The organism is Aliiroseovarius sp. YM-037, assembly GCF_048060095.1.
Taxonomy (GTDB): Bacteria; Pseudomonadota; Alphaproteobacteria; order Rhodobacterales; family Rhodobacteraceae; genus JBLUOA01.
Map to the genome: position 1 here is coordinate 17,420 of NZ_JBLUOA010000004.1, position 22,443 is coordinate 39,862.

Here is a 22,443-nt window from a genome sequence, read left to right on the forward strand (position 1 = left end):
CTCCTATCTTGCGGTCGTCGTGCCGGTTTCCATCACGTAGTCGAGGTGACGGAAACGTTTGAGGGTAAAGGCGGACATCAACGCATGCGGCCGACCCGTCGCCACCAGATGCGCCAGCGTCAGACCGCCCGCGGGAATGGCCTTGTAGCCGCCCCACCACCCGGCGGTGACAAATAACCCCGGCACATCGGTTTCATCCATGATTGGAGAGGCATCCTTCGCAATATCCAGATGTCCTCCCCACTGACGCATCAGCTTCAGCTTCTTGAACGAAGGAAACAGCGACAGCATTGCTGAAACGGTGTCCTCAAACACATGCTGTTTGATGTCACGCCGGAACGACTGGCCCATGTCGGGCGCGCCGCCGATGACCATCTCGCCCTTGTCGGACTGGCTAAAATAGAAGCCTGCGTCGGGGCAGTTCACGATCACATCGACCAACGGTTTGACAGGCTCCGAGACGAAAGCGGTCAGGTTCATCGTGCGCAGGGGCAGTTTCAGCCCGGCGGTCTCTGTCAGGGTCGTGGTATGACCGGAAACAGCAACCGCGACCTTCTTGGCGCGGATCATGCCGCGATTGGTCTGGACGCCTTCAATTGCGCCGTCCGTCCCCCGCACAAGACTTTCCACGGCGGTCTGCTGATGGATTTCCCCGCCCAATGCGTCAATCGCGCGGGCATAGCCCCAGGCGACCGCGTCATGGCGGTTCACGCCGGCATCCGTATGAACCATGCCGCCAATCACGGGCAGGCGCGATCTCGGCCCGCCGCCGGTCAGCGTCGGAATGCGTTTGCGAACCTCGGCCTCGGAAATCCGCTCATAAGTTGACCCGTAAATATCCATGATATGCTGGCGCCGCCGCCGATCACGCATCATGGGATAGTTCTGGATGACATCAATCATGGTGCGCTTGGAGTGCATCATGTTGAAGTTCAGCTTTTTGGTCATCGCTTCATACAAGGCGACCGATTTGACGTAGAAGGGGATCGACTGATCCCGCATGTAGTTGGAACGGATGGTGATCGTATTGCGGGCAATATTGCCGCCGCCGAGCCACCCGCGTTCGACCACTGCGATGTTGGTGATCCCGTGTTCCTTCGCCAGATAATACGCCGTGGCCAGCCCGTGACCGCCCGCGCCGATGATCACGACGTCATAGCAGTCCTTCAACGGCGGGCTGCGCCACGCTTTGGGCCAAGTGGTGTGTCTGTTGATGCCATGACGCACCAACGCGGCGATTGAATAGTTTTGCATGATAAGCACATATTTTACTATTGGTAAACAATCGTCAAGCGGCCTTGGGGGCTTTCCGGCCTGGAATGGAACAATTTTTTTGTCGGGAAATCAGAGATGGAAATCGTCTTGAGTGACGGCTTTGCTGAACGCGAATAAAACCGGGGTCCTTTCGTCTTAACTGCACCCCATATTTGAACTACTGTTTGTTGAAAATGCAGGGACATGCAGATGAATATTACTTTCCGGCAGGTGGATGCCTTTCGCGCTGTTGTTTCGTCTGGCAGCGTGACCGGGGCGTCGGCGCAATTGGGGGTCTCGCAACCTGCGATCAGCCGGTTGATTTCAGATCTGGAAAGCGAGGTCGGTTTTGCGCTTTTCACGCGACAGGGCAGGGTGCTTGTCCCGACGCTTGAGGGGCGGATGCTTGTGGGCGAGGTCAGGCAGGCGATTACCGGTATGGAGCATATCAAGAACGCGGCCAGTGTGATTGCCAGCTTTGGGCATACGGCGCTGCAACTTGTCACGATCCCCAGCTTTGCCGGGGGGCTGGCCCCTGACCTGATCGCGCGCTTTGCGGATGTGCATAGGCAGGTCAAGATGTGCATGGAGATCGAAGCCAATGACGATACGGTCGAATGGCTGGTGTCCCAGAGCCATGATTTCGGTCTGACGACCAGCGTGCCCAACAACCCTGCGCTGGAGCATATGCCGTTGCAGGAAGGCAGCGTTTATTGCGTGTTGCCGCAGGAGCATGAACTGGCGTCGAAATCTCAAATCGCGCCGAAGGATCTGAACGGCGCGTGCTTTGTCAGCTACATGGCCGGATCACGGTTCAGACATGACATCGACAGCGTTTTCGAGGCGGCGGGTGTCACCCGCGAGTTGCGGTTTGAAACCCGCACGTCGGATGCGATCTGCCAACTTGTTGCGCGGGGGCTGGGGGTGTCGGTGGTGGCAACATCACATGCGATGGACGATATTCCGGGGTGCATTGCGCTTCCGTTCAAGGCCGGACTGGACATGCAGGCGGTTCTGATCTGGCCGAAGAACCGGCGTCTGTCAGCGCCCGTGCAGGATTTTCTAGAGATGATACGCAGCAGCCGGAACACCGGCGATTAACGCAGTTGCTTAATGTTCAACGGGCCTCAATATAAGGCTTCGCAAATCGTACTCTGGTTCGGGATGTTTCACCATCTGCCACGGGAAGGGGCAATAGATGTCTGCATGGATCGATATGCTCTCGGATGAGGGCGCCGATGCTCCGCACTGAAAAGCGCACCCGCTTGCGGGGCAAGATGGATGACGTCGAGTTGATTCACGGTTTTGCCGACGTGCGCAGCGACCGGTTTGGATTTCTGTCCGTTCGGGCAGAGAGACCTTAGCGCTTCATGGCAAGTCCTCTGGATCTCGATCTGACAACAGGGTCAATTGCCACACATTTTCGGGTGCTAGCGGTGCCCGCCGCCTTGGGCATGTTGTTCAACACTCTCTACAACGTCGTGGATATGTTCTTTGCCGGATTGCTGTCCACAAGCGCGCAGGCTGGGTTGGCGCTCGGGTATCAGGCATTTTATATCGCCTTGTCGGTCGGTGTCGGCTTGGGCGCGGCGATGGGGGCGCTCGTCGGCAATGCGCTTGGCGGAGGGCAGAGAAAAAGTGCGAGACGAGTGGCCGCACAGGGCATGTGCTTTGGCCTGGTTGCCGCGGTGCTGCTTGCAATCGCCGGACTCTGGTATGGGCCGTCGACCATCAGGCTTGTGAGCGAACCGGGCGCATATCGGGACGCGGGGATAAGATATTTCCAAGTCCTGTCCTTCGCATTGCCCGCCTTCCTGCTTGCGTTTGCATGTAACGGTATCCTGCAAGCGCACGGGGATAGCAGATCATTGCAGCGCGCCCTGCTGGTCGCGTTTTTCGCCAATATTGGCCTCAACCCCCTGATGATCTACGGCATACCGGGTGTGATCCCCGGTCTGGGCTTTGACGGGTTGGCGGCGTCAACGGTGCTTAGCCAGTCGGGCGTGATGATCTATATGATCGTTCAGGTCCTGCGGCGTCGTAATATGGCCCGTATCAGGGCCGCGCATTTCGCCCCTCGGATTTACCAGTTCCGACAAATCGGCCTGCAGACATTGCCAACGGCTGTTTCCATGCTCGTGATGTTCCTGTCGGGCTTTGTCATGCAATACGCATTGAAAGGTTTTGGAGAGCACGCCGTCGCAGGCTATGGCGTCGCCATCAGGCTTGAACAGATCCTGTTGCTGCCCATTCTCGGCGTGACCGGCGCGTTGCTGCCCATTATCGCGCAGAACTTTGGGGCGCGTCAGTATGGCCGCGTGCGGGAGTCGGTGTATTTCTGCTGGAAGGTGGGTTTGGTGATGGCGGCCATTTCCTGTCCGATCCTGTGGATTTTCGGTGAGCAGTTCCTGAGACTGTTTTCCGACGATCCAGAGGTGATCCGCGTGGGCGTCGCCTATTTGCGTGTGGATAGTCTGCTATTGCCCGCCTACATGATGTTGTTTTCAATCAATTCGCTTCTGCAGGCTTTGAAACGGCCCATCTGGACGGTCTGGATCAGCCTGTATCGGCAGGGATTTGGCATCGCGTTCTTTGTCTGGGTGTTTGTCGGGCTTTGGGGCTTTGACGAATATGGTGTCTGGTTCGGTGTCGCCTGCGCGGTTCTGAGTGGTCTGGCGGTAGCGCTGTGGATCGCCACCGTGATTACCCGTAAGGAAATCGGTGGATTGTGGCGGCTGGGTTCAGTGCAGATGGTGCCTTAAAACGGGCAAGCGGCAAACGCGCGCTCGGCCCTCTCGGCCACGGCCAAAAGATGCGCGTCATCCCCCCGCCTTGCGATCAATTGTATTCCCAGAGGCAGCCCTGTTCCCGTTTTCCCATAGGGCAGCGCCACGGTCGGAACTTGCAGCAGGTTCCACATCCGCGAAAACAGTGGATCGCCAGTTGCCGCCAATCCATGCGGCGCCGGTCCCGGGGCGGACGGGACCAGCAGGGCATCCACATCGCCCATCAGGGCATTCAGCAGGGTGTTTGCCCGCTCACGCGTCCGAAGCGCCTGCTGATAGCTGCGTTCATCAACCGCTTGGCCCGCACGGACCAGCGCGGCAAACTGGGGGCTGATGTCGTCGGGATATTGGTCAAACTCTGCAGCCCGCGTGTGCGCGGTTTCATATCCCATGACGGTGATCTGGGCTTCTGTCAGCGCCGCGAAAATGTCTGGGTGGGCGATGTCGCCGACCTCGGCGCCCTGAGTTTCGAGCGCGGTCATGGCCCTAACGCAGACATCGCGCATCTCAAGACTGCCGTCCTGCCAATGTGGCCCGCGCATCAGACTGATCCGGGGTGGGGCGTCTTCAAACGCCGGGGGCGGGGGCAGGCGTTGGCCGCTCAAGACTTCGGTGGCAAGCGACAGGTCCGCAACGCCGCGTGCCAGAACGCCCAGCGTATCCAGTGCAGGCGACAGGCCCATGACACCCGCCAAAGGAAAGCCACCAAGCGTCGGGCGAAACGCCGCCACGCCGCAATAGGCGGCAGGCCGGATCAGCGATGCTGCGGTTTGCGAGCCCAGACCAAGCGGTGCCATATGGTCCGCCACAGCGGCCGCCGAGCCGGAAGAGGACCCGCCGGGTGTGTGGTCCAGATGATGAGGATTGGCCGTCTTGCCGGGTCGGAAATAGGCGAACTCCGTGGTGACGGTCTTGCCAATCGGCACGGCACCAGCGGCGATCAGCGCCTCCACACAAGCGGCGTTTCTTGTGGGTTGCCGCGTATCGTAGGGGGCAAAGCCCCAGCCTGTCGGCATGTCTGCCGTGTCGATAATGTCCTTGGTAACAAAGGGTACGCCGTGCAGCGGCCCGGTTGGTGGCTGTCTGTCTGCACGCTGCGCGCGGGCCATCGCGGCATCCGCGTCAAGGTATTGAAACGCGCCCACCTCTGCTTCTCGGGCGGCGATCCGATCCAGATGGGCCGTCATTACATCGCTGGGTGTTGTGCGCCCCTCGCGGATATGGCACGCAATTTCGGTCGCGCTGAGTTCGTTGAGCGGAGTCATTTTGACAAGGCGGCAAGTGCATCGGCGAAGGGGGCGACTGGCATGTCGTAAATCCCGCCGCCGAGCCGCCCGGCATGCCCCTCGCGGTCGAGAATGCCCAAGCCGATGACCGGACCCGCACCCTGAGCGACCGCCCCGCGCGCCGTGCTGCCCAAACGGATATCGAGCGCACCGAAATAGGGATGTGCCCCCACTGACAACCCCGATGTGCGGGCTTGCGCGTCTTCAGGCAGAAAAGCCCCTAGCCCGGCCTTTTGTTCGGGGCTGAGATCAATGGCCATGGCGCCAAGGCCAAAGGCCTCGACCACGGCGCTATCACCAATTGCACCCAGGGCACGGTCTTGGGGTAGGTCCACATCGAATGTGCCTTTCGGCGGTCTGGCGGGCGTCGTGAACCACTGGCCCGGTAGGCCGGAGATCTGAATGCCGACCTCGCGCCCGTTGCCACCGGCGGCGGTGACAAAGCTCGATCCGTCAATGCCCTCGGCCAGTTTCATCATGCATTTTGTCGCCGCCATCCACAGGTTCAGGAACAGCGAAGGCGAGGTCGCCATGAAGTCCAGCACGTCCTCATCCGTGATCCCGCCCGGTGTGCGGTCCTTCAACTCGTGGATCAGCGCCTGTGCCGCCACAGGCGTGCGGCCATGGCAATCGTCTCCGCCCATCAGCCCGACGACGGCCAGTGGCACCAGCGCAATCCCTTCGGCCAATCCCGCCTGTAGCACATCCAGAAAGCGGGTATTGAGCCAGCGAATGTGATCCAGCACCGCCTCCGACCGCAGGCCAAGCCGCATCGCGGGGCGCGATCCGCCATTGATGGGCGCATAAACCCGCTGCGTCCCGCGCCAGGCATCGTAGATCGTGTGCAGCGGCATGGAGGCGGACACCACAGCGGCCAAAGGCGTGACAATGTCGTGATCCTGTGCCGGTTGCAGCACGATTTCACCCGACAGGATCATCGCCTCGGCCTGATCGAAATCCTTAGCCAACCCTTCGAACACGGCGGCCACGCAACATGAATTGAGGATCGGTTCGGTGATCATGTCGAACGCATCAAAGGCGGGCCCGGCGTGTAGCAAGACGTTTTCAGGCAGGTCCACCGCATCCGCCGCTGTGTTGAACCGATTCCACACCGGCTGCGCCACCATCGCCCGGTCAAAGGCAAATTGATCTGCGGGATGCAGTGTCATGTTTCCTCCGGCGGGATGACCCATGTTTCGCAGAAGTAGAGGAATGCCGTCGTCGTCTCAAAACCGGCCTGCACGCGCTGGCCGATTTCGCCCGGCAAGGCCCGACCGTTGACGATGATCTGTGCAGACTGCGCGGGAACCAACAGGGTGAACATCGTATGTTCGCCCGTGCCGACTTGGTCCGGGGTCAGCTCAAGCGCGCGGGGCGGTTCAAGCTCTTCCCAGACCAGTTCCACGGTTAGGCCCGCCGCACTGATCGTTTCGGCATATCGATGCCCCATCGGATCGCCGGAACTGCGCACGACCTGAGCCGCGACCTCGGGTAGAGTAGCAAAGGCCGGCGCATTGGCGAAGGCCGTCAGCTTGCCGATGAAATTTTCCTTGAGGTAGGCGGTCAGCGCGGCGTTGTCGCTGAGGATGACATTGGGCGCCTCTGCCGCGCCCTCGACCGCGCCGGGCGTGCCATAGAGAAGCAGCACCTGACCCTGACCGACGGGCGACCACGCAACGCGGAAAAACAGCGCCATGGCCGAGAAATCGCCATTCGCGTCCTTCAGCAGAATGCCGGGGTTTTCGCCCGTCCAATCGACGACGCCGGGGGTGACTGGTTCGTTCAATGGCATCAGGCGGCTCCCTTGTTTGCAGGGGTGACCCATGTCTCGGAAAAGGCAAGAAACGCGGTGGACATGGTACGGCCAAAGAATTGGCGATCCGCCACCTGACCGGGCAAGGCTGTGCCGTTGATCCTGATTTCGGCCTTTTTCGCCTCAAGAAACACCGAATACATCTCATGTTCCTTGGTGGCGGAGTTCTCCGCCGTCACCTCGACCGGCAGGGGTGGTCCCATGTCCTGCCAGATCATCTCAAGCGTCACGCCAGACCCGCGCAGGGTTTCGCTGTAGCGCGCCTTCAAATCGCCGGGGCGCTTTTCCACCGCATCGCAGTCCAGCCACGTCATCGCGCCAAGGCCCGCCTTGCCGATGAAGGTGGGCATCTTTGTGACCCAGCCGTCGACGATCCAGCGCATCATACGTTGATTGTCGGTCATGATGAGGTTGGGAACATGAGGCCAGCCGCGCGCCTCATCCGGTGCGCCCAGTACGATGGCCGCGTGACCACGCCCGTAAGACGAGAGCGCAACGCGAAAGAACAGGGCCAGCGTGTCATACTGCGCGGATGCCGGATCGGTCTTGAGGTAGATGCCCGGATTTTCGCCGGCCCATTCGACCCGCCCGGGATTGTGAGAAATGCGTTTCATGTCCAGCTTGCCTCGTATGTTTTGAGCGCGTCGATGATGAAGCCCTTGCGATCCTCAATCGGTTGCTTGTCGCCATCCTTGAAAATCCCGGCCACGGCAAAGGAGATCTCCTTGAGCACTGCCCCATCGTCCCGGCCCTCTTGCAGCGGAATGCGCAGAATGGTGTCGCCCGCGTAGGTGGGCAGGATGCCGTCGTAATCATCTGTGGGATGTTTCACCGGATTGCCGTCCGCCAATGACCGGATTTCCTTGCGCAACATGCGGCGGACCTTAGCGACGCCCCGGTCGGTAAAGCTGAGGTTTTCGCGGCTGTGGATGTTGCGCGGTCCCTGCGACACCCAAGCATCGTAGTCGCCCGGATCGCGTTGGCGCATCTCGTAGGGGCGGTCGGGGTCTTGGCCGTAAAAATCGGTTGAGCCATAGCCCACCTTGGATTTGTCCGTCAGTCCCTTCGGGTCGTCGCCGTCGCGGAAATGCCGCCACGTCACGACCTGCGTGTGGGTGTCGTCGATCGGCACGACCCAGCGCGACAACCCGCAGCGCCCGAAATAGCGCGACCGGTCCGGCACCGGGAAATGCGCGCCGTTCTGCGTGAAGGAGGGCATCATGTGGTCATGGACCCGTATCCAGACGAAATCATTCACCCGGCGAACATTGGTGTAGAACTCACCAAACTGCGCCTCATGAAACTCGATCATCGGCATTTCCGCGAAGGCATCGATGAATTGTGACCGCACCGCCAGAGTATGCAGGTAGACCACATGGAAAGGGTCCCACGCATTCTCCATCACTTGTAGCCAGTTGCAGGGGGATTTAATGAGAGAGGGCAGCATCTCGTCCCCCTCTTCGTCGAAGGTGTCGATCACCGGGAAAGGCGGCTGTTCGGCGTGGGGGCCCATATAGGCGAATGCCAAGCCCTTGTATTCGATTACGGGGTAGGCACCCAGACAGGCCTTTTTCTTGACCTGTGAGGCCGGAGGCTCGCAAGGCGTTTCCAGCACTGTGCCGTCCAGCCCGTATTTCCAGCCGTGGTAAGAACAGCGGATGCCGCCCGGTTCGATAATGCCGAACTCAAGGCTCATGTTGCGGTGCGCGCAGTGCAGATGTGTCAGGCCCAACTTGCCTTCGCCGGGTTCACGGAACAGCACCAGATCTTCACCCAGAATACGAATGCGATAGGGCAGATCGCTCACCTGATCGGTCATCGCGACGGGCAGCCAGAACCGGCGCTGGTATTCGCCGCAGGGTGTCCCGGGGCCAATTTCGGTCAGTTCCGGGTCCGGGGTTTGTGACCAGACCGATTGGCGATCATGGCCGCGAAAATCACCCTCTGGGGCTTTGAATGTCTCACTCATAGGGGTCTCCGACGACTCTTGGTGCAGGTGCTGTCACGCGGAAAAGGGATCTGGGACGGGTTGGGACCCCGTCCAGATGGACTTGGTTTGCAGGAAGTCTTTGATGGCCTCTGGCCCCAGCTCTCGTCCATAACCCGACAGTTTGACGCCGCCGACCGGGCTGCCCGGGTCGACGCTGCGGTAATGGTTGATGTAGACCGTGCCGGTATGAATGGCCTCTGCCACACGTTGGCCTTTTTGAGCGTCGCTGGTCCAAACGCCGCCCGCAAGGCCGTAATTGGTGTCATTGGCCAATCGGATCGCCTCCGCCTCGTCCTCGAACGATGTGATTGCCAGCACCGGCCCGAACACCTCTTCGCGCCACAGCTGCATGTCGGGGGTCACCTTGTCGAAAATCGTGGGGCCGACGTAATATCCGGCCTGTCCTTTTCCTGTCTCGATGCCATCCAACAGACAGTCCGCGCCCTCTTCTTTCGCGCGGGCGATCATCGTGGTGACTTTCTGGAAATGCGGGGCGTTGGCGAGCGGGCCGATCTGCGTCGCGGGGTCCATCGGATCACCGGGTTTCAACGCGCGGGCGCATTCGAGCAATCGGGCGACCAAAGCGTCCCTGATGGAGGACTGAACAATCAACCGGGAACCCGCCACGCAGGTCTGTCCATTTGACAGGAAGATACCGGACATGACTCCGTTCACGGTGCTCTCAAGATCGCAATCCGCAAACACGACCTGAGCGGACTTGCCTCCCAGTTCCAGCGTTGTCGGCACCACCCCCGCGGCTGCGGCTTCTGCAACCTTGCGGCCCCCAGCGACAGAGCCTGTGAACGTCACCTTGCGGGTCAGGGGATGGCGGACCAGCGCTTCGCCCACTTCAGGGCCGAGGCCCGTCACGACATTCAGCACGCCCTCGGGCAATCCGGCCTCAAAGGCCATTCTGGCAAAGGCGACGGTAGAGGCTGTGGCCATCTCGGACGGTTTGACAACCACAGTATTGCCCGCCGCCAGTGCCGGGGCAAGTTTCCACGCAAGGATCATCAGCGGTGAATTCCACGGCGTTATCGCGACGACCACGCCGTAGGGAATCCGGTGTCCGACGCTTTCGACACCGGGGATGGTGTTGGTCTGCGGCTCCGGCCCCAAGTGTCGCGCGGCATTGGCAAAATGGCGATACCAACTGTGCAGCCCTGCAAACTGGCCGCGCACTTCGCTGATCCGCTTGCCGTTGTCGCGCACCTCTGGTTCGACAAGTTCTTCCCAACGGGCTTCAAGCACATCGGCCAAACCCTCCAGCATTGCCGCGCGGGTTTCGGCGTCGGCTGCCGCCCATGGACCGCTGCGAAAGGCGCGGTCAGCGGATCGGATTGCTGCGTCCGCCTCAACCGCGCCGCAGCGGGCCAGTTTGCTCCAGACCTTACCGGTTGCCGGGTCAATGCTGTCAATCATTGGACCCTCCCAATCGACATCGGCGCCATCAATGAAAGGGGAGAAAACCTGCATTCAGTTTTCCTTTGCCGTAACATGTCGGCCGGGTGCCCCCGGGTCGATTGTTAAGATCAGGCTGTCCGATATCGCGGGCAAGGCGGTGCGCTTCTTTCATTCTGATGCTGGTAAAAGTCTTCTATCATAATATTTTTGGAAGTGAATTGATTAATCATACTGCCTATGTGATGTATTGAAAAGTGAGCCGGAGGAAGCGATGGCCGTTTCTCGTGCAAAGCAGGGGATAGAGCGGATAAAGCCGCATATGATCGGGGGACAAGCTGACGCTGTGCCGCCGGCCTCTATCCTGCTGAATTCAAACGAAAGCGCGTTCGGGGCCAGCCCGTTTGCACGTCAGGCCGCGCGTGCTGCGGCGGCAAACATCGAAAGATATGTGGAAAACGTCGATCATTTCCTTGTGCCCGCGCTGGCAGAACATTTTGGGCTGGACGCCGCGCGGATCACCACGGGGCAAGGCTCGGATGACCTGCTGGCCCGGCTGGCCCGTGGTTATCTGGGGCCGGGCACCGAATTACTGCGTAGTGCGAACAGCTACCTCAAGGTGCCCAATTATGCCCATGCCAATGATGCCGATGTCGTGTCGGTGCCGGACATCAACTTCAAACCGTCGGTAGACGCCCTGATTGCAGGTTTGACGGAGCGGACGCGGATCGTCTATCTGGCCAACCCCGAGAACCCGGCGGGCACCTATCTGACTGGTGCCGAAGTCAGAAAGCTGCACGCGGCGATGCCTGACACTGCACTGCTGGTTCTGGATTGCGCTTATGAGGAATATGTTGACGCACCTGACTATGAACCGGGGCATGTGCTGGTCGAGGAGGCTGAGAATGTGGTCATGTGTCGGACGTTTTCAAAGATCTATGGTCTTGCTGGCGCACGCGTCGGTTGGCTCTACGGGCCCGAAGATGTTGTTGACACCGCTCGCCGTCTTGCGCTGACATTTCCCGTGGCCTCCCCCTCTGTCGCGGCGGTGATTGCCGCGATGGATGATGTTGAGCATGTTCGGTCCGTTCGTGCCGCCAACCTTGAGGGGCGTTGTTGGCTGACCGATCAAATGACCGATCTGGGGTTGGAAGTGATTCCCAGTCAAACCAATTTCATTCTGGTTCACATGCCCGATGCTGATTTCAGCGCCGCGGCCTGTGACACCGTGCTTCGCCAGCAGGGCATTGCGATCCGGCGCATGGTGGCCCCGGCCTATAGGGATTACATCCGCATTACGATCGGGCATCCGACCGACATGACGCTGGTGCGCGATGCGATTGCGAGATTCCTGGCGGGGGCGTCCTGATGGGTGTTGCCGCCCCTTCATCGCCTGAGGCGCCGCATATTGCACATCCGTCAGGCTCCGGGATCATTAGTCAGCTCAAGGCCGCAGGTATAGGCGAGATCGTAGCCCTACCCGATATCGTCACCAGCGACGGGTTGCTCTGGCCGATCTCGAAAGACCCGGATTTTCGCCTGACACGGATCTGCAAGGAAGACGAAGGCGTCAGCATTTGTGGCGCGATGTCATATAACGGCACGCGGGCCGTGTTGATGATGCAGCAAACCGGGTTGATGGATTCTCTCAATGCCATTCGTGCGATTGGTGTGGATTACGAATTGCCAATCGTGATGTTGGTGGGTTTGCAGGGGAAGGAACCCCATTTGCATCCCGATGCCTCGGCGTCCTACGGGGTGCGCATTGTCCGCCCGGTGCTGGATGCGATGGGTCTGTCACATTCCCCGATCGAAGAGCCGGGGGACGTGACCCATATCCCGGCCGCGATTGAGGCGGCTTATGCCCAATCCCGCCCCCACATCTTTCTGATTGGCCGACCACCGGAGGCAGCATGACGTTCCGACGTGACGACGCCCTGCGCGCGTTGATCCCCCATGTGGCACAGGACGACATTGTCGTGGCAGTCTATCAAAGTTGTTTTGACTGGCTGGTGCTGAACCCGCGCGACCTGAACTACGTCGCGGTGGGGGCGATGGGGCAGGCGTCTTCCCACGGATTGGGGCTGGCTTTGGCCAATAAGGGCCGCCGCGTGATCGTGCTGGACGGGGACGGCAGCCTGCTGATGAACCTTGGATCGCTGGTCACCGTTGCCAATGCCGGTGTGACCAATTTCTATCACTTCCTGTCGGCGAACCGGGTCTATGAAGTAAACGGCGCGCATCCGTTGCCGGGGGCCGAGACCGTGGACTTTGCGGGACTGGCGACAGCGGCAGGATACGCGGGATCGCGCAGCATCTCGACGCTGGAGGGCTTTCGAGATGGGCTGCCGCGCATCTTCGCCCAGCCCGGACCGCAGTTTGCAGCCCTTGAGTGGGTCGCGGGGGAGGATTATCCCAGAGACTACAACCATATCCACAGTGCCGAAGCCCGCACCCGTTTTCGCCGCGCACTTGCGCGTAAGGTACCGGCATAGCGTGGCGGCCTATGACGCTTTGACGAAACGTCGGGCACAGCAAGGCCTCAAAGAAGTGTTGCATGAAAAGTAATATGTTGCTCTGAAAGCAACGTTCCCATAGGCTGCCAGCGAATGGTCGTCCGGTGACGCGTTTCCCGATCCTGAACCAGCCCGGATTTGCCGAGGCACGGGAATTTCCATTCCAAAAAGGCGCAGGGCCGATGTAGGAGCACCCATGGCACGACGTTCCACCCGAAAACGCAGGGACCCGAATGCCGGGCTTGAGCAGACACCGTGGCGGCGGTTCAAGAACCCTTATGCGCCGATCGAAATTCTGACACCAGATCAGCTGCAACAAATCCACGACAATTCCATGCGCATCCTGAGCGATATAGGGATCAGGGTGCTGGACGCGCGATCCCGCAGCTATCTGGCGCAGGCCGGCTGCACGGTCGATGAGGCGGAAGAGATGGTGCGCTTTGATCCCGACAGAGTGATGGAGCTGGTTTCCCTCGCGCCGGCAACGGCTGATCTTCATGCCCGCAACCCTGACTACAATCTGACGCTGGGCGGAAACGAGATCGTTTTTTCATCCGTCATGTGCCCGCCATTCGCCAATGATCTTGATCGGGGGCGACGCGCCGGGACATTTGAGGAAATGCGCGAATACGTCAAACTGGTTCATGCTATCAACGCCGTGCATCAGGCGGGCGGTGGCGGGTTTGAACCGCTCGACCTGCCCGCAGAAACGCGGCATCTGGACGTGGCCTTTGCCCATGCAACGCTTACTGACAAGACTTGGAAGTTCTGGAGCAACGGACAAACCCGTGCCAGGGACGCGATCGAGATTGCTAAGATCATGATGCAGTGCGACGACGACGGCCTTGCCGCCCGTCCCGTAATCACCGCCCCGATCAATACCAATTCCCCCCTGATGATCGACACGGCCATGGCCGAAGGCATTGTCGAAATGGCGCGGGTTGGTCAGCCGCTGATCATTGCACCCTTCACGATGGCAGGCGCGATGAGCCCGGCAACCGAGGCCGGTGCCTTATCTGTCCAGAACGCAGAGGCGCTGGCAGCCTGTGCCCTGGCGCAAGCGGTTCGGCCCGGCGCGCCGGTTGTTTACGGGTCCTATCTGACGAATGTGGACATGCGCAGCGGATCGCCTGTTTTTGGGACACCGGTGTTTGCCAAGACGACGTGGGCCTCCGGCCAGCTTGCGCGGCACTATGGGCTGCCATTCCGATCCTCCCTGAACACCGGCTCCAATTCCGTGGATGCTCAGGCCGCCTATGAAACCGAAATGTGCCTTTGGGCCGCTGTCATGGGCCACGCCAACATCATCTTCGCGTCCGCTGGCTGGCTCGAAGGAGGACTATCGGGGTCATATGAAAAGCTGATCCTCGATGCCGAGATATTGCAGCTTATGACCGAAAGTATGCAGCCGATGCTGGTCAACACCGACACGCTGGGGTTTGACGCAATCAAAGAGGTTGGTCCCGGCGGGCATTTCTTTGGCTCACCCCATACGCTCGAACGCTATGAACATGCGTTCTATCATCCGATTTTGACCGACACGCGCAATTACGAGACTTGGGCGGAGCAGGGCGGTGAATCCGCCGAAATCCGCGCCAACCGGATCTGGAAACAGATGCTGGCCGAATATGAAAGACCACCGATGGATGCCGGCGTGGAAGACCAGTTGAAGGACTTTGTCGCCCGCCGCAAACATGAGATTTCGGCGGAGAACGCCGCCTAGCGATCAGACAATCTTGGCGGAAATGGTCGAGAAGGTGACCGACTTGGTAATCACCTCTTTAAGGCCGTGCAGCAATTCGGCATCAAAGCTCAGGGAATCCCCGACGGCCATGGGAAACTCCTCGTCCCCGCATTGATAGATACATTCCCCCTTGGTGATCGTCACAAAGACATAACCTCGGTTGATGTATTTGGGATATGTATCGTCCTTGCGTCGCCCATGAGTAACCGACGCTGCTTCGAACTCCAGCGGGTTTTTGTGGTGTCGCCCCAGAATGCGAAATTCGTGCTGGTGATCCGCAAAGCTGCGGGTTGCGGGCAGCCCTTGCCCCGCCTTTACGTGGATCACATCGGCGGTCTGAACGCTGTCCGCAAAGAAGGTGATGACGGACAATGACAGCGCATCGGCCAACGATTCCAGCGTCGTCAACGAGGGCGAGACCTGACCGTTTTCGATGCGCGACACCATCGCCGAGGAAATCCCCGAAAGCTCTGCCAGTTTGCGCAGGGATATATGCGCAATTTCGCGTTGCCGCTTTACCGCATGGCCGACCGTGACAGACAGGTCAACCTTCTCAGGAGGTGTGTCATGTGAAGAGTGTTGGTCCAAGCTCGTGATCCTATCAATATCGCAGCCTATCCCGCTCAGGGCTGGGGGCAATGTAATGCAGACCGCCACCGCATGCCACCGGTGAAGCCTGACGCGTTGTGTGGTCAGTCGATCCCGATGTTGCGGTAGAACTCAAGCTGTCCAAGGTCGTTGCTGGCGAGAATGTCCCGCACTTCCGGGCCATTTAGAAACAGCAACTCACCCTTGTCCCACATCTGAACGTCCCCAAAGGTCACATCGGCATCGAATATCGACCACGCGATCTCTCCCGGTGCGTAGCCGCCACAGGTGTGAAAGTGCAGGTAGCGCGGATTGGCAAAGGCGACCTTGCCCCAGCGTTCGATGTTATGTGTGCCGTTGATCGGGTAACTGGTCCCCGGATTTATCCCCGCATGCCAGCTGTGCACGATCCAGGGATCAATGCCCAAGGTATCGCCAACCCGTAGGTAGTGGCGTTCAATCTGGGCCACCAGATCGGCGGGGCCGTCGAACCCCTTGATGCGGCCATTCTCGACATGGCCCAGCACGGGGTTGGGAAGCAGCACTTCGTCATCGGGGTATTGCCGGTTTCCCGATGCCATCAACCAATGGCTAAGCGCCACGACGCCGTTTGCTGTGTCACAGGGCAGGGGGCGCGGCGCACAGACCGGATACCGGGTAACGGTGAAGTCCTCGGCCTCGCCACGGGCCACGCGGGCGATGTCTTGGGTGCCGGAGATATCCGTGCCGTTCGCGCAGGTGATCCGCCAGGTTTCCGCCGTATCGGCGATCCGGTCATAGGCCGCACGAACCTCCTCCATTACCCGGTGGGGCACGGTGCAGGACGGCCCGCCAAGGATCGACAGATCCAGCGCATAGCTCATCGTCTTGCTGGCCTGACCGGGGATATTCGAAAATCGCAGTGTGTCGCCCAGACGGGAGTGGAACAGCACATGATCGGCAGTGTTCAGCGCGTCAGCGACCTCGGGGGGAATGTCCTCAAGCCCGGCGTGATCGCCCACGGGAATGATTGTTGTGCTGATCCCAAGGGTGCCTGCGACCTCGGCCACGCAATCGGGCACCAGCGCGTCATAGATACCCAATCCGGGGTCTTCCGCCACGATGGCAAGTGTGTCACCCGGCTTTGCACCGATCGCGTCCTCGATCAGCGATTTCGCTCCTGCCCTTGGGTTAAATGCCATCCGTCCCCCTAGTTTCCGGCCGCTTCCATGCGACGTTCCTGCAAGACCGTTTCAAGCCAGTCCGTTCTCATCTCGGGTGTCGAGGAGATCAACAGATGGGTGTAGTCGGCATGGGGGGGCTCAAAGATGGTATCCTTCGGACCCTGCTCAACCACCCGCCCGTTCTGCATGACGACCACGTCATCCGCGATCGCGCGCACCATCGCCATATCATGGGTGATAAAGATGTAGGACACGCCCAGTTTGCGTTGCAGCCGCAGCAACAACTCGGTGATGCCTTCCGCGACCAGAGGATCAAGGGCCGACGTGACTTCATCACAAATGACCGTATCAGGTTCGGCCGCCAGTGCGCGGGCGATGCAGACCCGTTGCTTTTGTCCGCCCGACAACTGGTTGGGGAATCTGTCGATCATGTCGGGCGGCAGATCGACGAGTTCCAGCAGTTCCTTGGCGCGTTCCCGCGCGGCGGTTCTTGACAGGCCCAGGAACACCTGCGCCGGACGGCCTATGATCTCTCCGACGTTCTGGCGGGGGTTCATGGCGACGTCAGGCAGTTGATAGACCATCTGGATGGCCTTGCGCGAAATTGTCGACCGGCCGACCAGCGCGCCGGACAATGCGTCCCCCTGATAGGTGATCTGCCCCTTCACGGGTGGCAGCAGCCCCATAATCACGCGCGCCAGCGTGGATTTTCCGCTGCCGGATTCTCCGACAATCGCCAGACAGGTTCCGCGTCGCAATGCGACGGACACATCCCACAGCACCTGCACCGCGCCATAAGCGGCATCGATATGATCGAGCGCGAGGATCGTTTCATCCCTGTCGGTGCCGTTCGCGTCGGTCGAGGCGCGCCGCACATTCAACAGGTCGCGCGTGTAGTCTTCGCGCGGGTTTGCCAGCAGAGCGGCGGTTTCTTGTTCTTCGACCTCCTGCCCATGGCGCAGCACCTTGATCCGGTCGGCGATCTGCGCCACCACCCCAAGGTCGTGGGTGATGTAGAGGGCGGCACTGCCGAAGTCGCGGATCACGTCCTTGATAATCGCCAGAACGTCGATCTGCGTCGTGACATCCAGCGCGGTGGTTGGTTCGTCAAAGACCAGCAGATCAGGTTCGCCTGCCAGTGCCATCGCCGTCATCGCCCGTTGCAACTGACCGCCCGAAACCTCATGCGGATAGCGCTTACCGAACTCTTCGGGGTGGGGCAGGCCCATGCGGCCGAACAGCTCCACCGCGCGTTTGGCGGCCTTTCCGGTGTCCATCTGGTGGTGGATGTTCGTCACCTCAAGCACCTGAGACAACAGCCGGTGGGCGGGGTTAAACGCCGCCGCCGCACTTTGCGCGACATAGGCCACCTTCTGCCCCCGGATATTGCGAAGCACATCTTCGGGCGCGCGGCGCAGCTCTTTCCCGTCAAGCCAGACCTCGCCACCGGACAGCCGTAAGCCGCGCCGGGCAAAACCCAACGCCGCCAGCCCGATGGTGGATTTACCCGCCCCGGATTCACCGATCAGGCCCAGGACCTCGCCCCGGTTCAGGGTCAGATCGATGCCTTTGAGGATCTCGACCGGCCGGGCATTTTTGTCGCGCGGATTGACTTCTGTCTCGATCCTGAGATCACGCATCTGCAAAAGCGGTTCAGTCATTTGTGCAGGTCCAGATCAGCGTTGCGTTTCAACAGGCCATCCACCACCAGATTGATCCCGATCGCGAGGATCGCGAGCGCGAGGGCCGGCAGGATGGGAGCCGGACGACCAAAGGTGATCGCGAGGGAGTTTTCTTTGACCATCCCGCCAAGGTCCGCATAGGGCGGCTGCACACCGATGCCGAGGAAGGACAGCGATGAGATAAGGATCGCCGCATAGACAAAGCGCAATCCGAATTCGGTGAGCAGGGTCGGGACCACATTGGGCAGCACTTCCTTGAACAGAAACCAGCGCATGTTTTCCCCGCGCAGGCGGGCGATCTCGATGTATTCCATTGCCGCCACATCAGCGGCAACCGCCCGGGTCAGGCGAAACACGATGGTCGAAGAAAGCACCGACATCACCAAGAGCAGCGCGGGCAGAGAGGTGCCGAGGGCCGACAGGAGTATCAGCGCAAGGATCAGCCCAGGGAACGCCATCAACGCATCCACTATGCGCGTGACGGTCAAGTCAAACCAACCGCCGAGAATGGCCGAAACAATGCCAAGCGGCACACCGATGGCAAAGGCACCGCAGGTCGCCAGAAACGAAATGATGATCGTCATCTGCCCGCCCGCCAGAATACGTGCCAACAGATCGCGCCCGACATTGTCCGTGCCCAGCCAATGCGCGGCACTGGGCGGCGAAAAGACGGAACCGACGATCTCAACCTCGGAATAGGGAATGATGAAGGGGCCGACAAAGACCGCCGCCAGAAACCCCAGCACGATCAGCAGCCCAATGCGGGCCCCGGTATCCAGATCGCGCAGCAGCTGGTTCATTTCGGCCTCCTGCGACGGGGATTGGTCAGCAGGGACAAAATGTCAGCCGTCAGGTTCAGCAGCACATAGACCGACGCAAAGATCAGCCCGCAGGCCTGCACCAGCGGCATATCTCGTTTCGAGACCGCATCGATCATCAACCGCCCCATGCCGGAATAGTTGAAGACCGCCTCGACAACCACCACGCCGACGACCAGAAAAGCCAGCGTCAGCATCACGATGTTGAGGATGGGGGACAACGCGTTGGGCAGGGCGTGGCGCAGGATGATGCGTCGGCGCGAGGCACCTTTGAGCGCGGCCATCTCTACGTAAGGCTGGTGCATGACCGACAGCACCGCCGCACGGGTCAGGCGCATGGTATGCGACGACGTCACCAGCGCCAATGTGAGGCAGGGCAGGGCAACCGCGTTGAGCTGCTGCCAGAACGTCATGGAGTCCGTCAGTTTTGACAAGGCCGGGAACCAGCCCAAGACCACGGCACCCACCAGCAACAGGATATAACCCAGCAGGAAGTCGGGCAGCGATACGAAGATCAGCGTGAAAATGCTGATGCTCTTATCCGTCAGTCGCCCCTCATAAAGGGCTGCGAGCAGGCCCAGTCCCACAGACAGCGGGATCGCAATCACAGCCGCCATGGCTGCCAGAAAGAAGGTGTTGCGCAGGCGCTGCCCGATCATCTCCGAAATTTCGCGACCACTGACCAGCGACCGACCCAGATCGCCTTGGACAAAACCACCCAGCCACTCGAAGTATCGTATAAGGGCAGGGCGCTCCAACCCCAGTTCGTCGCGAATGGCCTGAACCGCTTCGGGGGTGGCCTGCTGGCCCAACACGGCCTGTGCGACGTCGCCCGGCAGAATTTCCGTGCCGACAAACACCAGCAGCGACACAATCAACAACGTCACCAGCCCCGAAGCCAACCGCTTCAGGACCAGTGCCGTAATCGAGGTGTCAGACACTCCTAGCTTTCAAGCCAGATACGTTCTGCCACGCGCATCCCCGACAGTTCGAATGAGCCGGCCGGATAGAAGCCCTTCACTTCATCCCGCACCCCGTCCACGTTGTTGACAAAGAACGGAATGCCCGCGCCGCCATCTTCGTGGATCATGAGTTGCAGATCGTGATAGTGCGCCTTGCGCGTGTCAAAATCCGTCTCGGCCCGGGCCATCGCCAGCTTCTGGTCGAAATCGTCGCGCCGCCATGCGGTATCGTTCCAGGAGGCTTCGGACGAATAGGCCGTGGTCAGCATGATATCCGCCGTGGGGCGTCCGCCCCATGCGCCGCTGACAAAGGGCTTTTGCATCCAGACATTAGACCAGAACCCATCCGCCGGCTCACGCTTGATATCCACTTTCAGCCCAGCCGCCGCGGCGGATTGCTGGAACAGCGCCGCCATTGCTTCGGCCCCCGAGAACGTGGTGTTGGAGGTATGTAGCTCCAGCGTGCCATCAAACCCTGACTTCCCCAGGTGATGCGCGGCCTTGTCCGGGTCGTATTTACGTTGCGGTATGTCGGCCGCGTGGAACGGATCAGAGGGCGGGATCGGGTGATCGTTCCCCAATGACCCAAACCCGGCCATCACGTTTTCCAGAATTTGCGGACGGTCCAGCGAATACTTCACCGCCAGCCGCAGGTCCAGATTGTCAAAGGGCGCACGGTCACAAGCCATCAGCAGCGGGCGATGCCCGGCAGCCGGATGGTTTTCCGTGTGAACACCCGGCGCACCGTCGATCAGTGCGGCAGATTGCGGGTCAACACGGCCCGCAATGTGAATTTCGCCCGTGATCAAACCGCTGATACGGGCGGTCGTGTCGTCGACAAAGAGCACATCGATTGACTCAACATGCGCACGGTCGGCCTTCCAGTAGTTGGGATTACGCGTCGCGCTCAGGCGTTCACCGGGCACAAATTCCTTGAGCATGTAGGGGCCGGTAAACACTCCGGCTGAATAATCCTCGGTGCCGGCAGGCACGACCAGCAGATGGAAGTCCGCCATCAAATAGGGCACATCCGCGTTTCCGGCCGTCATCGTCACCACGATCGTATGATCCCCGTCCGCCGTCACATCCGCGATATTCGACAGCAGGCCCTTGGCGCCAGAGGTCGAATCCTCACCCCGGTGCAGGTTGATGGAATAAATCACATCGGCCGCCGTCATCGGCTGCCCATTGTGGAAGGTTACGCCTTGTCGCAGGCTGAACGTCCAGGTGACCGCATCGGAAGAGGATTCCCAGCTTTCCGCCAGTTCGCCAACCAGTTCGCCACCTTCCTCAATCTCCGTCAGGCAGTTGCCAAGCGTGTAGCCCATGACACCGTGACCGACTGAGGTCAGCTTGGTCGGGTCGAGCGTATCTCCGGCACTGCCGCCGGTGGTTCCGATCACCAGATGCCCGCCCTTGGTTGCTGCTGCGCGGGCCGGCAGGGTGGCGCTCAGGCCGAGCAATCCCGCCGTTGCCGCCGAGGTTTTCAGAAAGTCTCTGCGTTTAATCATAGTAGCCTCCCATTCAATTGGCGATCTGCACCGTTTCAGGCGGTGCGCAAGTTCTTACTATTCTTGCGAGGGAGACCGGCTGATGCCACGTTCGGCCACGCCGTTCTTCCAAAAGTTCTGACATCTTGAATGAAGATGTCGTGGTTCCCTTTACTCAATTTCTTGCATAAGGGTGAACATTTGTCTACTTTTTATCTGCCGTCATCGTCCGCGGCAGGCCTGTTCGGTGGCTTCAGTCAGATGTGATGCGGTGCCAGTTCTTTTGAGAGAGTTTCAATGGTCCGCCGCGTTTCGAGTTGCGGTTAGGGTCGGCGGTAATTCAGACGCCAGCGGGATTTTCGACGTCCCGACCCAAGGCTGCCAGATCGGAGTATCGGTCGCCGATGCGGTGATGCGGGCGCCCGCGGGTTGCGGCGCCAAGCGCGACGACAAGCTCATCAACCGCCGGCGCATCGTAGATCGAGAATTGCACCGTCAGATAATGCGACCGTCGCCCGGTATCGTGCTTGTCCATCAACGGGATCTGTATTTGCGTGTTCGCTGGACCCCGTGTGTTCGTGAAGCCGAGATAGCTTTTGGCACCGACGGCTTCGCGGTAAAAATTCCCGAATTGCAGCGTGTGGATCAGAGCGGAGGCATGTTCGACCTCGCAACTGGTGCCCGCGATGCAGGCCTTACCGTAGGCTTCGATTGCGTCCCCCGATCCGGCCAGCGCAATCAGCCGATCGGACAGCATCTCTCCCAGCACCGGGGCCATGCGCCTGATTTCGGGTGACAGGTCTTCGACGAAACCACGCCCGGACCAGGGGTTCGTGACCACGGCGGCAACGCCGATCATCCGCAATACGGGATCGGATGCGCGGCCTCCTTCGGTATGGATGTCTTCGTCAAAGGTGACGACCTTGCGCAATTCGGGAAGCATGTAGTCT

At 60.1% G+C, this 22,443-nt stretch carries 21 protein-coding genes; 7 read left to right on the forward strand and 14 right to left on the reverse strand.

Annotated elements, in window-relative coordinates; translation table 11 throughout:
* Positions 1 to 3 precede the first annotated feature (3 nt).
* Positions 4 to 1,254 carry an FAD-dependent oxidoreductase gene (locus tag ACEWPJ_RS14750; protein ID WP_416513877.1) on the reverse strand — a complete coding sequence of 417 codons (1,251 nt, stop codon included), beginning with the start codon at positions 1,252 to 1,254 and terminating at the stop codon, positions 4 to 6.
* 210 nt (positions 1,255 to 1,464) lie between these two features.
* On the opposite strand from ACEWPJ_RS14750, the gene ACEWPJ_RS14755 reads away from it, so the two are divergent.
* The 3 genes from ACEWPJ_RS14755 to ACEWPJ_RS14765 all read left to right on the forward strand — a co-directional run bounded on the left by ACEWPJ_RS14755 (position 1,465) and on the right by ACEWPJ_RS14765 (position 4,016).
* Positions 1,465 to 2,355, forward strand: coding sequence for a LysR substrate-binding domain-containing protein (locus tag ACEWPJ_RS14755; RefSeq protein ID WP_416513878.1), 891 nt, complete (start codon positions 1,465 to 1,467; stop codon positions 2,353 to 2,355).
* Between the two features lie 137 nt (positions 2,356 to 2,492).
* A complete protein-coding gene (locus ACEWPJ_RS14760) occupies positions 2,493 to 2,618 on the forward strand; it encodes a hypothetical protein (protein ID WP_416513879.1) in 126 nt (41 codons plus the stop codon).
* A 6-nt stretch (positions 2,619 to 2,624) separates the two neighbouring features.
* Entirely contained in the window at positions 2,625 to 4,016 is a 1,392-nt protein-coding gene (locus ACEWPJ_RS14765) for an MATE family efflux transporter (RefSeq protein WP_416513880.1), read from the forward strand.
* On the opposite strand, the gene ACEWPJ_RS14770 is transcribed toward ACEWPJ_RS14765, so the two are convergent.
* The 6 genes from ACEWPJ_RS14770 to ACEWPJ_RS14795 are packed head-to-tail and all read right to left on the reverse strand — an operon-like array spanning position 4,013 to position 10,551.
* Positions 4,013 to 5,305 (reverse strand): amidase, encoded by a 1,293-nt coding sequence (locus ACEWPJ_RS14770; protein ID WP_416513881.1) that lies wholly within the window; start codon positions 5,303 to 5,305, stop codon positions 4,013 to 4,015. The two genes, ACEWPJ_RS14765 and ACEWPJ_RS14770, sit on opposite strands and share 4 nt — an antisense overlap.
* A complete protein-coding gene (locus ACEWPJ_RS14775; protein ID WP_416513882.1) occupies positions 5,302 to 6,495 on the reverse strand; it encodes a DUF1116 domain-containing protein in 1,194 nt (397 codons plus the stop codon). Before ACEWPJ_RS14775 ends, ACEWPJ_RS14770 begins: the two co-directional genes overlap by 4 nt.
* The gene (locus ACEWPJ_RS14780; RefSeq protein ID WP_416513883.1) at positions 6,492 to 7,118 is read right to left on the reverse strand and encodes a hypothetical protein; all 627 of its coding nucleotides are present in this window, start codon (positions 7,116 to 7,118) and stop codon (positions 6,492 to 6,494) included. The genes ACEWPJ_RS14775 and ACEWPJ_RS14780 overlap by 4 nt, the downstream gene beginning before the upstream one ends.
* The gene (locus ACEWPJ_RS14785; protein ID WP_416513884.1) at positions 7,118 to 7,753 is read right to left on the reverse strand and encodes a hypothetical protein; all 636 of its coding nucleotides are present in this window, start codon (positions 7,751 to 7,753) and stop codon (positions 7,118 to 7,120) included. Before ACEWPJ_RS14785 ends, ACEWPJ_RS14780 begins: the two co-directional genes overlap by 1 nt.
* Positions 7,750 to 9,108, reverse strand: coding sequence for a Rieske 2Fe-2S domain-containing protein (locus ACEWPJ_RS14790; protein WP_416513885.1), 1,359 nt, complete (start codon positions 9,106 to 9,108; stop codon positions 7,750 to 7,752). The genes ACEWPJ_RS14785 and ACEWPJ_RS14790 overlap by 4 nt, the downstream gene beginning before the upstream one ends.
* Positions 9,109 to 9,141: 33 nt before the next feature.
* Positions 9,142 to 10,551: an aldehyde dehydrogenase gene (locus ACEWPJ_RS14795; RefSeq protein WP_416513886.1), complete on the reverse strand. Its 1,410-nt coding sequence runs from the start codon at positions 10,549 to 10,551 to the stop codon at positions 9,142 to 9,144.
* A 253-nt stretch (positions 10,552 to 10,804) separates the two neighbouring features.
* Between ACEWPJ_RS14795 and ACEWPJ_RS14800 the strand changes: the two genes are divergently transcribed.
* The 4 genes from ACEWPJ_RS14800 (at position 10,805) to ACEWPJ_RS14815 (ending at position 14,769) form a co-directional block, all read left to right on the forward strand.
* The gene (locus ACEWPJ_RS14800) at positions 10,805 to 11,899 is read left to right on the forward strand and encodes a pyridoxal phosphate-dependent aminotransferase (protein ID WP_416513887.1); all 1,095 of its coding nucleotides are present in this window, start codon (positions 10,805 to 10,807) and stop codon (positions 11,897 to 11,899) included.
* Positions 11,899 to 12,447, forward strand: coding sequence for a decarboxylase (locus ACEWPJ_RS14805; protein WP_416513888.1), 549 nt, complete (start codon positions 11,899 to 11,901; stop codon positions 12,445 to 12,447). The genes ACEWPJ_RS14800 and ACEWPJ_RS14805 overlap by 1 nt, the downstream gene beginning before the upstream one ends.
* Positions 12,444 to 13,025 carry a thiamine pyrophosphate-dependent enzyme gene (locus ACEWPJ_RS14810; protein ID WP_416513889.1) on the forward strand — a complete coding sequence of 194 codons (582 nt, stop codon included), beginning with the start codon at positions 12,444 to 12,446 and terminating at the stop codon, positions 13,023 to 13,025. Before ACEWPJ_RS14805 ends, ACEWPJ_RS14810 begins: the two co-directional genes overlap by 4 nt.
* Positions 13,026 to 13,242: 217 nt before the next feature.
* Positions 13,243 to 14,769, forward strand: a complete 1,527-nt coding sequence (locus ACEWPJ_RS14815; RefSeq protein ID WP_416513890.1) for a trimethylamine methyltransferase family protein — start codon at positions 13,243 to 13,245, stop codon at positions 14,767 to 14,769.
* Between the two features lie 3 nt (positions 14,770 to 14,772).
* On the opposite strand, the gene ACEWPJ_RS14820 is transcribed toward ACEWPJ_RS14815, so the two are convergent.
* The 7 genes from ACEWPJ_RS14820 to ACEWPJ_RS14850 form a co-directional block, all read right to left on the reverse strand.
* Entirely contained in the window at positions 14,773 to 15,378 is a 606-nt protein-coding gene (locus ACEWPJ_RS14820; RefSeq protein ID WP_416513891.1) for a helix-turn-helix domain-containing protein, read from the reverse strand.
* Positions 15,379 to 15,482: 104 nt separating this feature from the next.
* Positions 15,483 to 16,559: a hypothetical protein gene (locus tag ACEWPJ_RS14825; protein ID WP_416513892.1), complete on the reverse strand. Its 1,077-nt coding sequence runs from the start codon at positions 16,557 to 16,559 to the stop codon at positions 15,483 to 15,485.
* An 8-nt stretch (positions 16,560 to 16,567) separates the two neighbouring features.
* Complete coding sequence (locus ACEWPJ_RS14830) at positions 16,568 to 18,202, reverse strand: ABC transporter ATP-binding protein (RefSeq protein ID WP_416513893.1); 1,635 nt, start codon at positions 18,200 to 18,202, stop codon at positions 16,568 to 16,570.
* Positions 18,199 to 19,023, reverse strand: coding sequence for an ABC transporter permease (locus tag ACEWPJ_RS14835; RefSeq protein WP_416513894.1), 825 nt, complete (start codon positions 19,021 to 19,023; stop codon positions 18,199 to 18,201). Before ACEWPJ_RS14835 ends, ACEWPJ_RS14830 begins: the two co-directional genes overlap by 4 nt.
* Positions 19,020 to 19,982: an ABC transporter permease gene (locus ACEWPJ_RS14840; protein WP_416513895.1), complete on the reverse strand. Its 963-nt coding sequence runs from the start codon at positions 19,980 to 19,982 to the stop codon at positions 19,020 to 19,022. The genes ACEWPJ_RS14835 and ACEWPJ_RS14840 overlap by 4 nt, the downstream gene beginning before the upstream one ends.
* Positions 19,983 to 19,984: 2 nt before the next feature.
* Entirely contained in the window at positions 19,985 to 21,514 is a 1,530-nt protein-coding gene (locus tag ACEWPJ_RS14845; protein WP_416513896.1) for an ABC transporter substrate-binding protein, read from the reverse strand.
* 319 nt (positions 21,515 to 21,833) lie between these two features.
* A complete protein-coding gene (locus tag ACEWPJ_RS14850) occupies positions 21,834 to 22,436 on the reverse strand; it encodes an amino acid synthesis family protein (RefSeq protein WP_416513897.1) in 603 nt (200 codons plus the stop codon).
* Positions 22,437 to 22,443 lie beyond the last annotated feature (7 nt).

Bases quoted from the DNA above. Each gene is read 5' to 3' on its own strand.
- ACEWPJ_RS14750 (WP_416513877.1), bottom strand. From the start codon at position 1,254: ATGCAAAACTATTCAATCGCCGCGTTGGTGCGTCATGGCATCAACAGA.
- ACEWPJ_RS14755 (WP_416513878.1), top strand. From the start codon at position 1,465: ATGAATATTACTTTCCGGCAGGTGGATGCCTTTCGCGCTGTTGTTTCG.
- ACEWPJ_RS14760 (WP_416513879.1), top strand. From the start codon at position 2,493: ATGCTCCGCACTGAAAAGCGCACCCGCTTGCGGGGCAAGATGGATGAC.
- ACEWPJ_RS14765 (WP_416513880.1), top strand. From the start codon at position 2,625: ATGGCAAGTCCTCTGGATCTCGATCTGACAACAGGGTCAATTGCCACA.
- ACEWPJ_RS14770 (WP_416513881.1), bottom strand. From the start codon at position 5,305: ATGACTCCGCTCAACGAACTCAGCGCGACCGAAATTGCGTGCCATATC.
- ACEWPJ_RS14775 (WP_416513882.1), bottom strand. From the start codon at position 6,495: ATGACACTGCATCCCGCAGATCAATTTGCCTTTGACCGGGCGATGGTG.
- ACEWPJ_RS14780 (WP_416513883.1), bottom strand. From the start codon at position 7,118: ATGCCATTGAACGAACCAGTCACCCCCGGCGTCGTCGATTGGACGGGC.
- ACEWPJ_RS14785 (WP_416513884.1), bottom strand. From the start codon at position 7,753: ATGAAACGCATTTCTCACAATCCCGGGCGGGTCGAATGGGCCGGCGAA.
- ACEWPJ_RS14790 (WP_416513885.1), bottom strand. From the start codon at position 9,108: ATGAGTGAGACATTCAAAGCCCCAGAGGGTGATTTTCGCGGCCATGAT.
- ACEWPJ_RS14795 (WP_416513886.1), bottom strand. From the start codon at position 10,551: ATGATTGACAGCATTGACCCGGCAACCGGTAAGGTCTGGAGCAAACTG.
- ACEWPJ_RS14800 (WP_416513887.1), top strand. From the start codon at position 10,805: ATGGCCGTTTCTCGTGCAAAGCAGGGGATAGAGCGGATAAAGCCGCAT.
- ACEWPJ_RS14805 (WP_416513888.1), top strand. From the start codon at position 11,899: ATGGGTGTTGCCGCCCCTTCATCGCCTGAGGCGCCGCATATTGCACAT.
- ACEWPJ_RS14810 (WP_416513889.1), top strand. From the start codon at position 12,444: ATGACGTTCCGACGTGACGACGCCCTGCGCGCGTTGATCCCCCATGTG.
- ACEWPJ_RS14815 (WP_416513890.1), top strand. From the start codon at position 13,243: ATGGCACGACGTTCCACCCGAAAACGCAGGGACCCGAATGCCGGGCTT.
- ACEWPJ_RS14825 (WP_416513892.1), bottom strand. From the start codon at position 16,559: ATGGCATTTAACCCAAGGGCAGGAGCGAAATCGCTGATCGAGGACGCG.
- ACEWPJ_RS14830 (WP_416513893.1), bottom strand. From the start codon at position 18,202: ATGACTGAACCGCTTTTGCAGATGCGTGATCTCAGGATCGAGACAGAA.
- ACEWPJ_RS14835 (WP_416513894.1), bottom strand. From the start codon at position 19,023: ATGAACCAGCTGCTGCGCGATCTGGATACCGGGGCCCGCATTGGGCTG.
- ACEWPJ_RS14845 (WP_416513896.1), bottom strand. From the start codon at position 21,514: ATGATTAAACGCAGAGACTTTCTGAAAACCTCGGCGGCAACGGCGGGA.
- ACEWPJ_RS14850 (WP_416513897.1), bottom strand. From the start codon at position 22,436: ATGCTTCCCGAATTGCGCAAGGTCGTCACCTTTGACGAAGACATCCAT.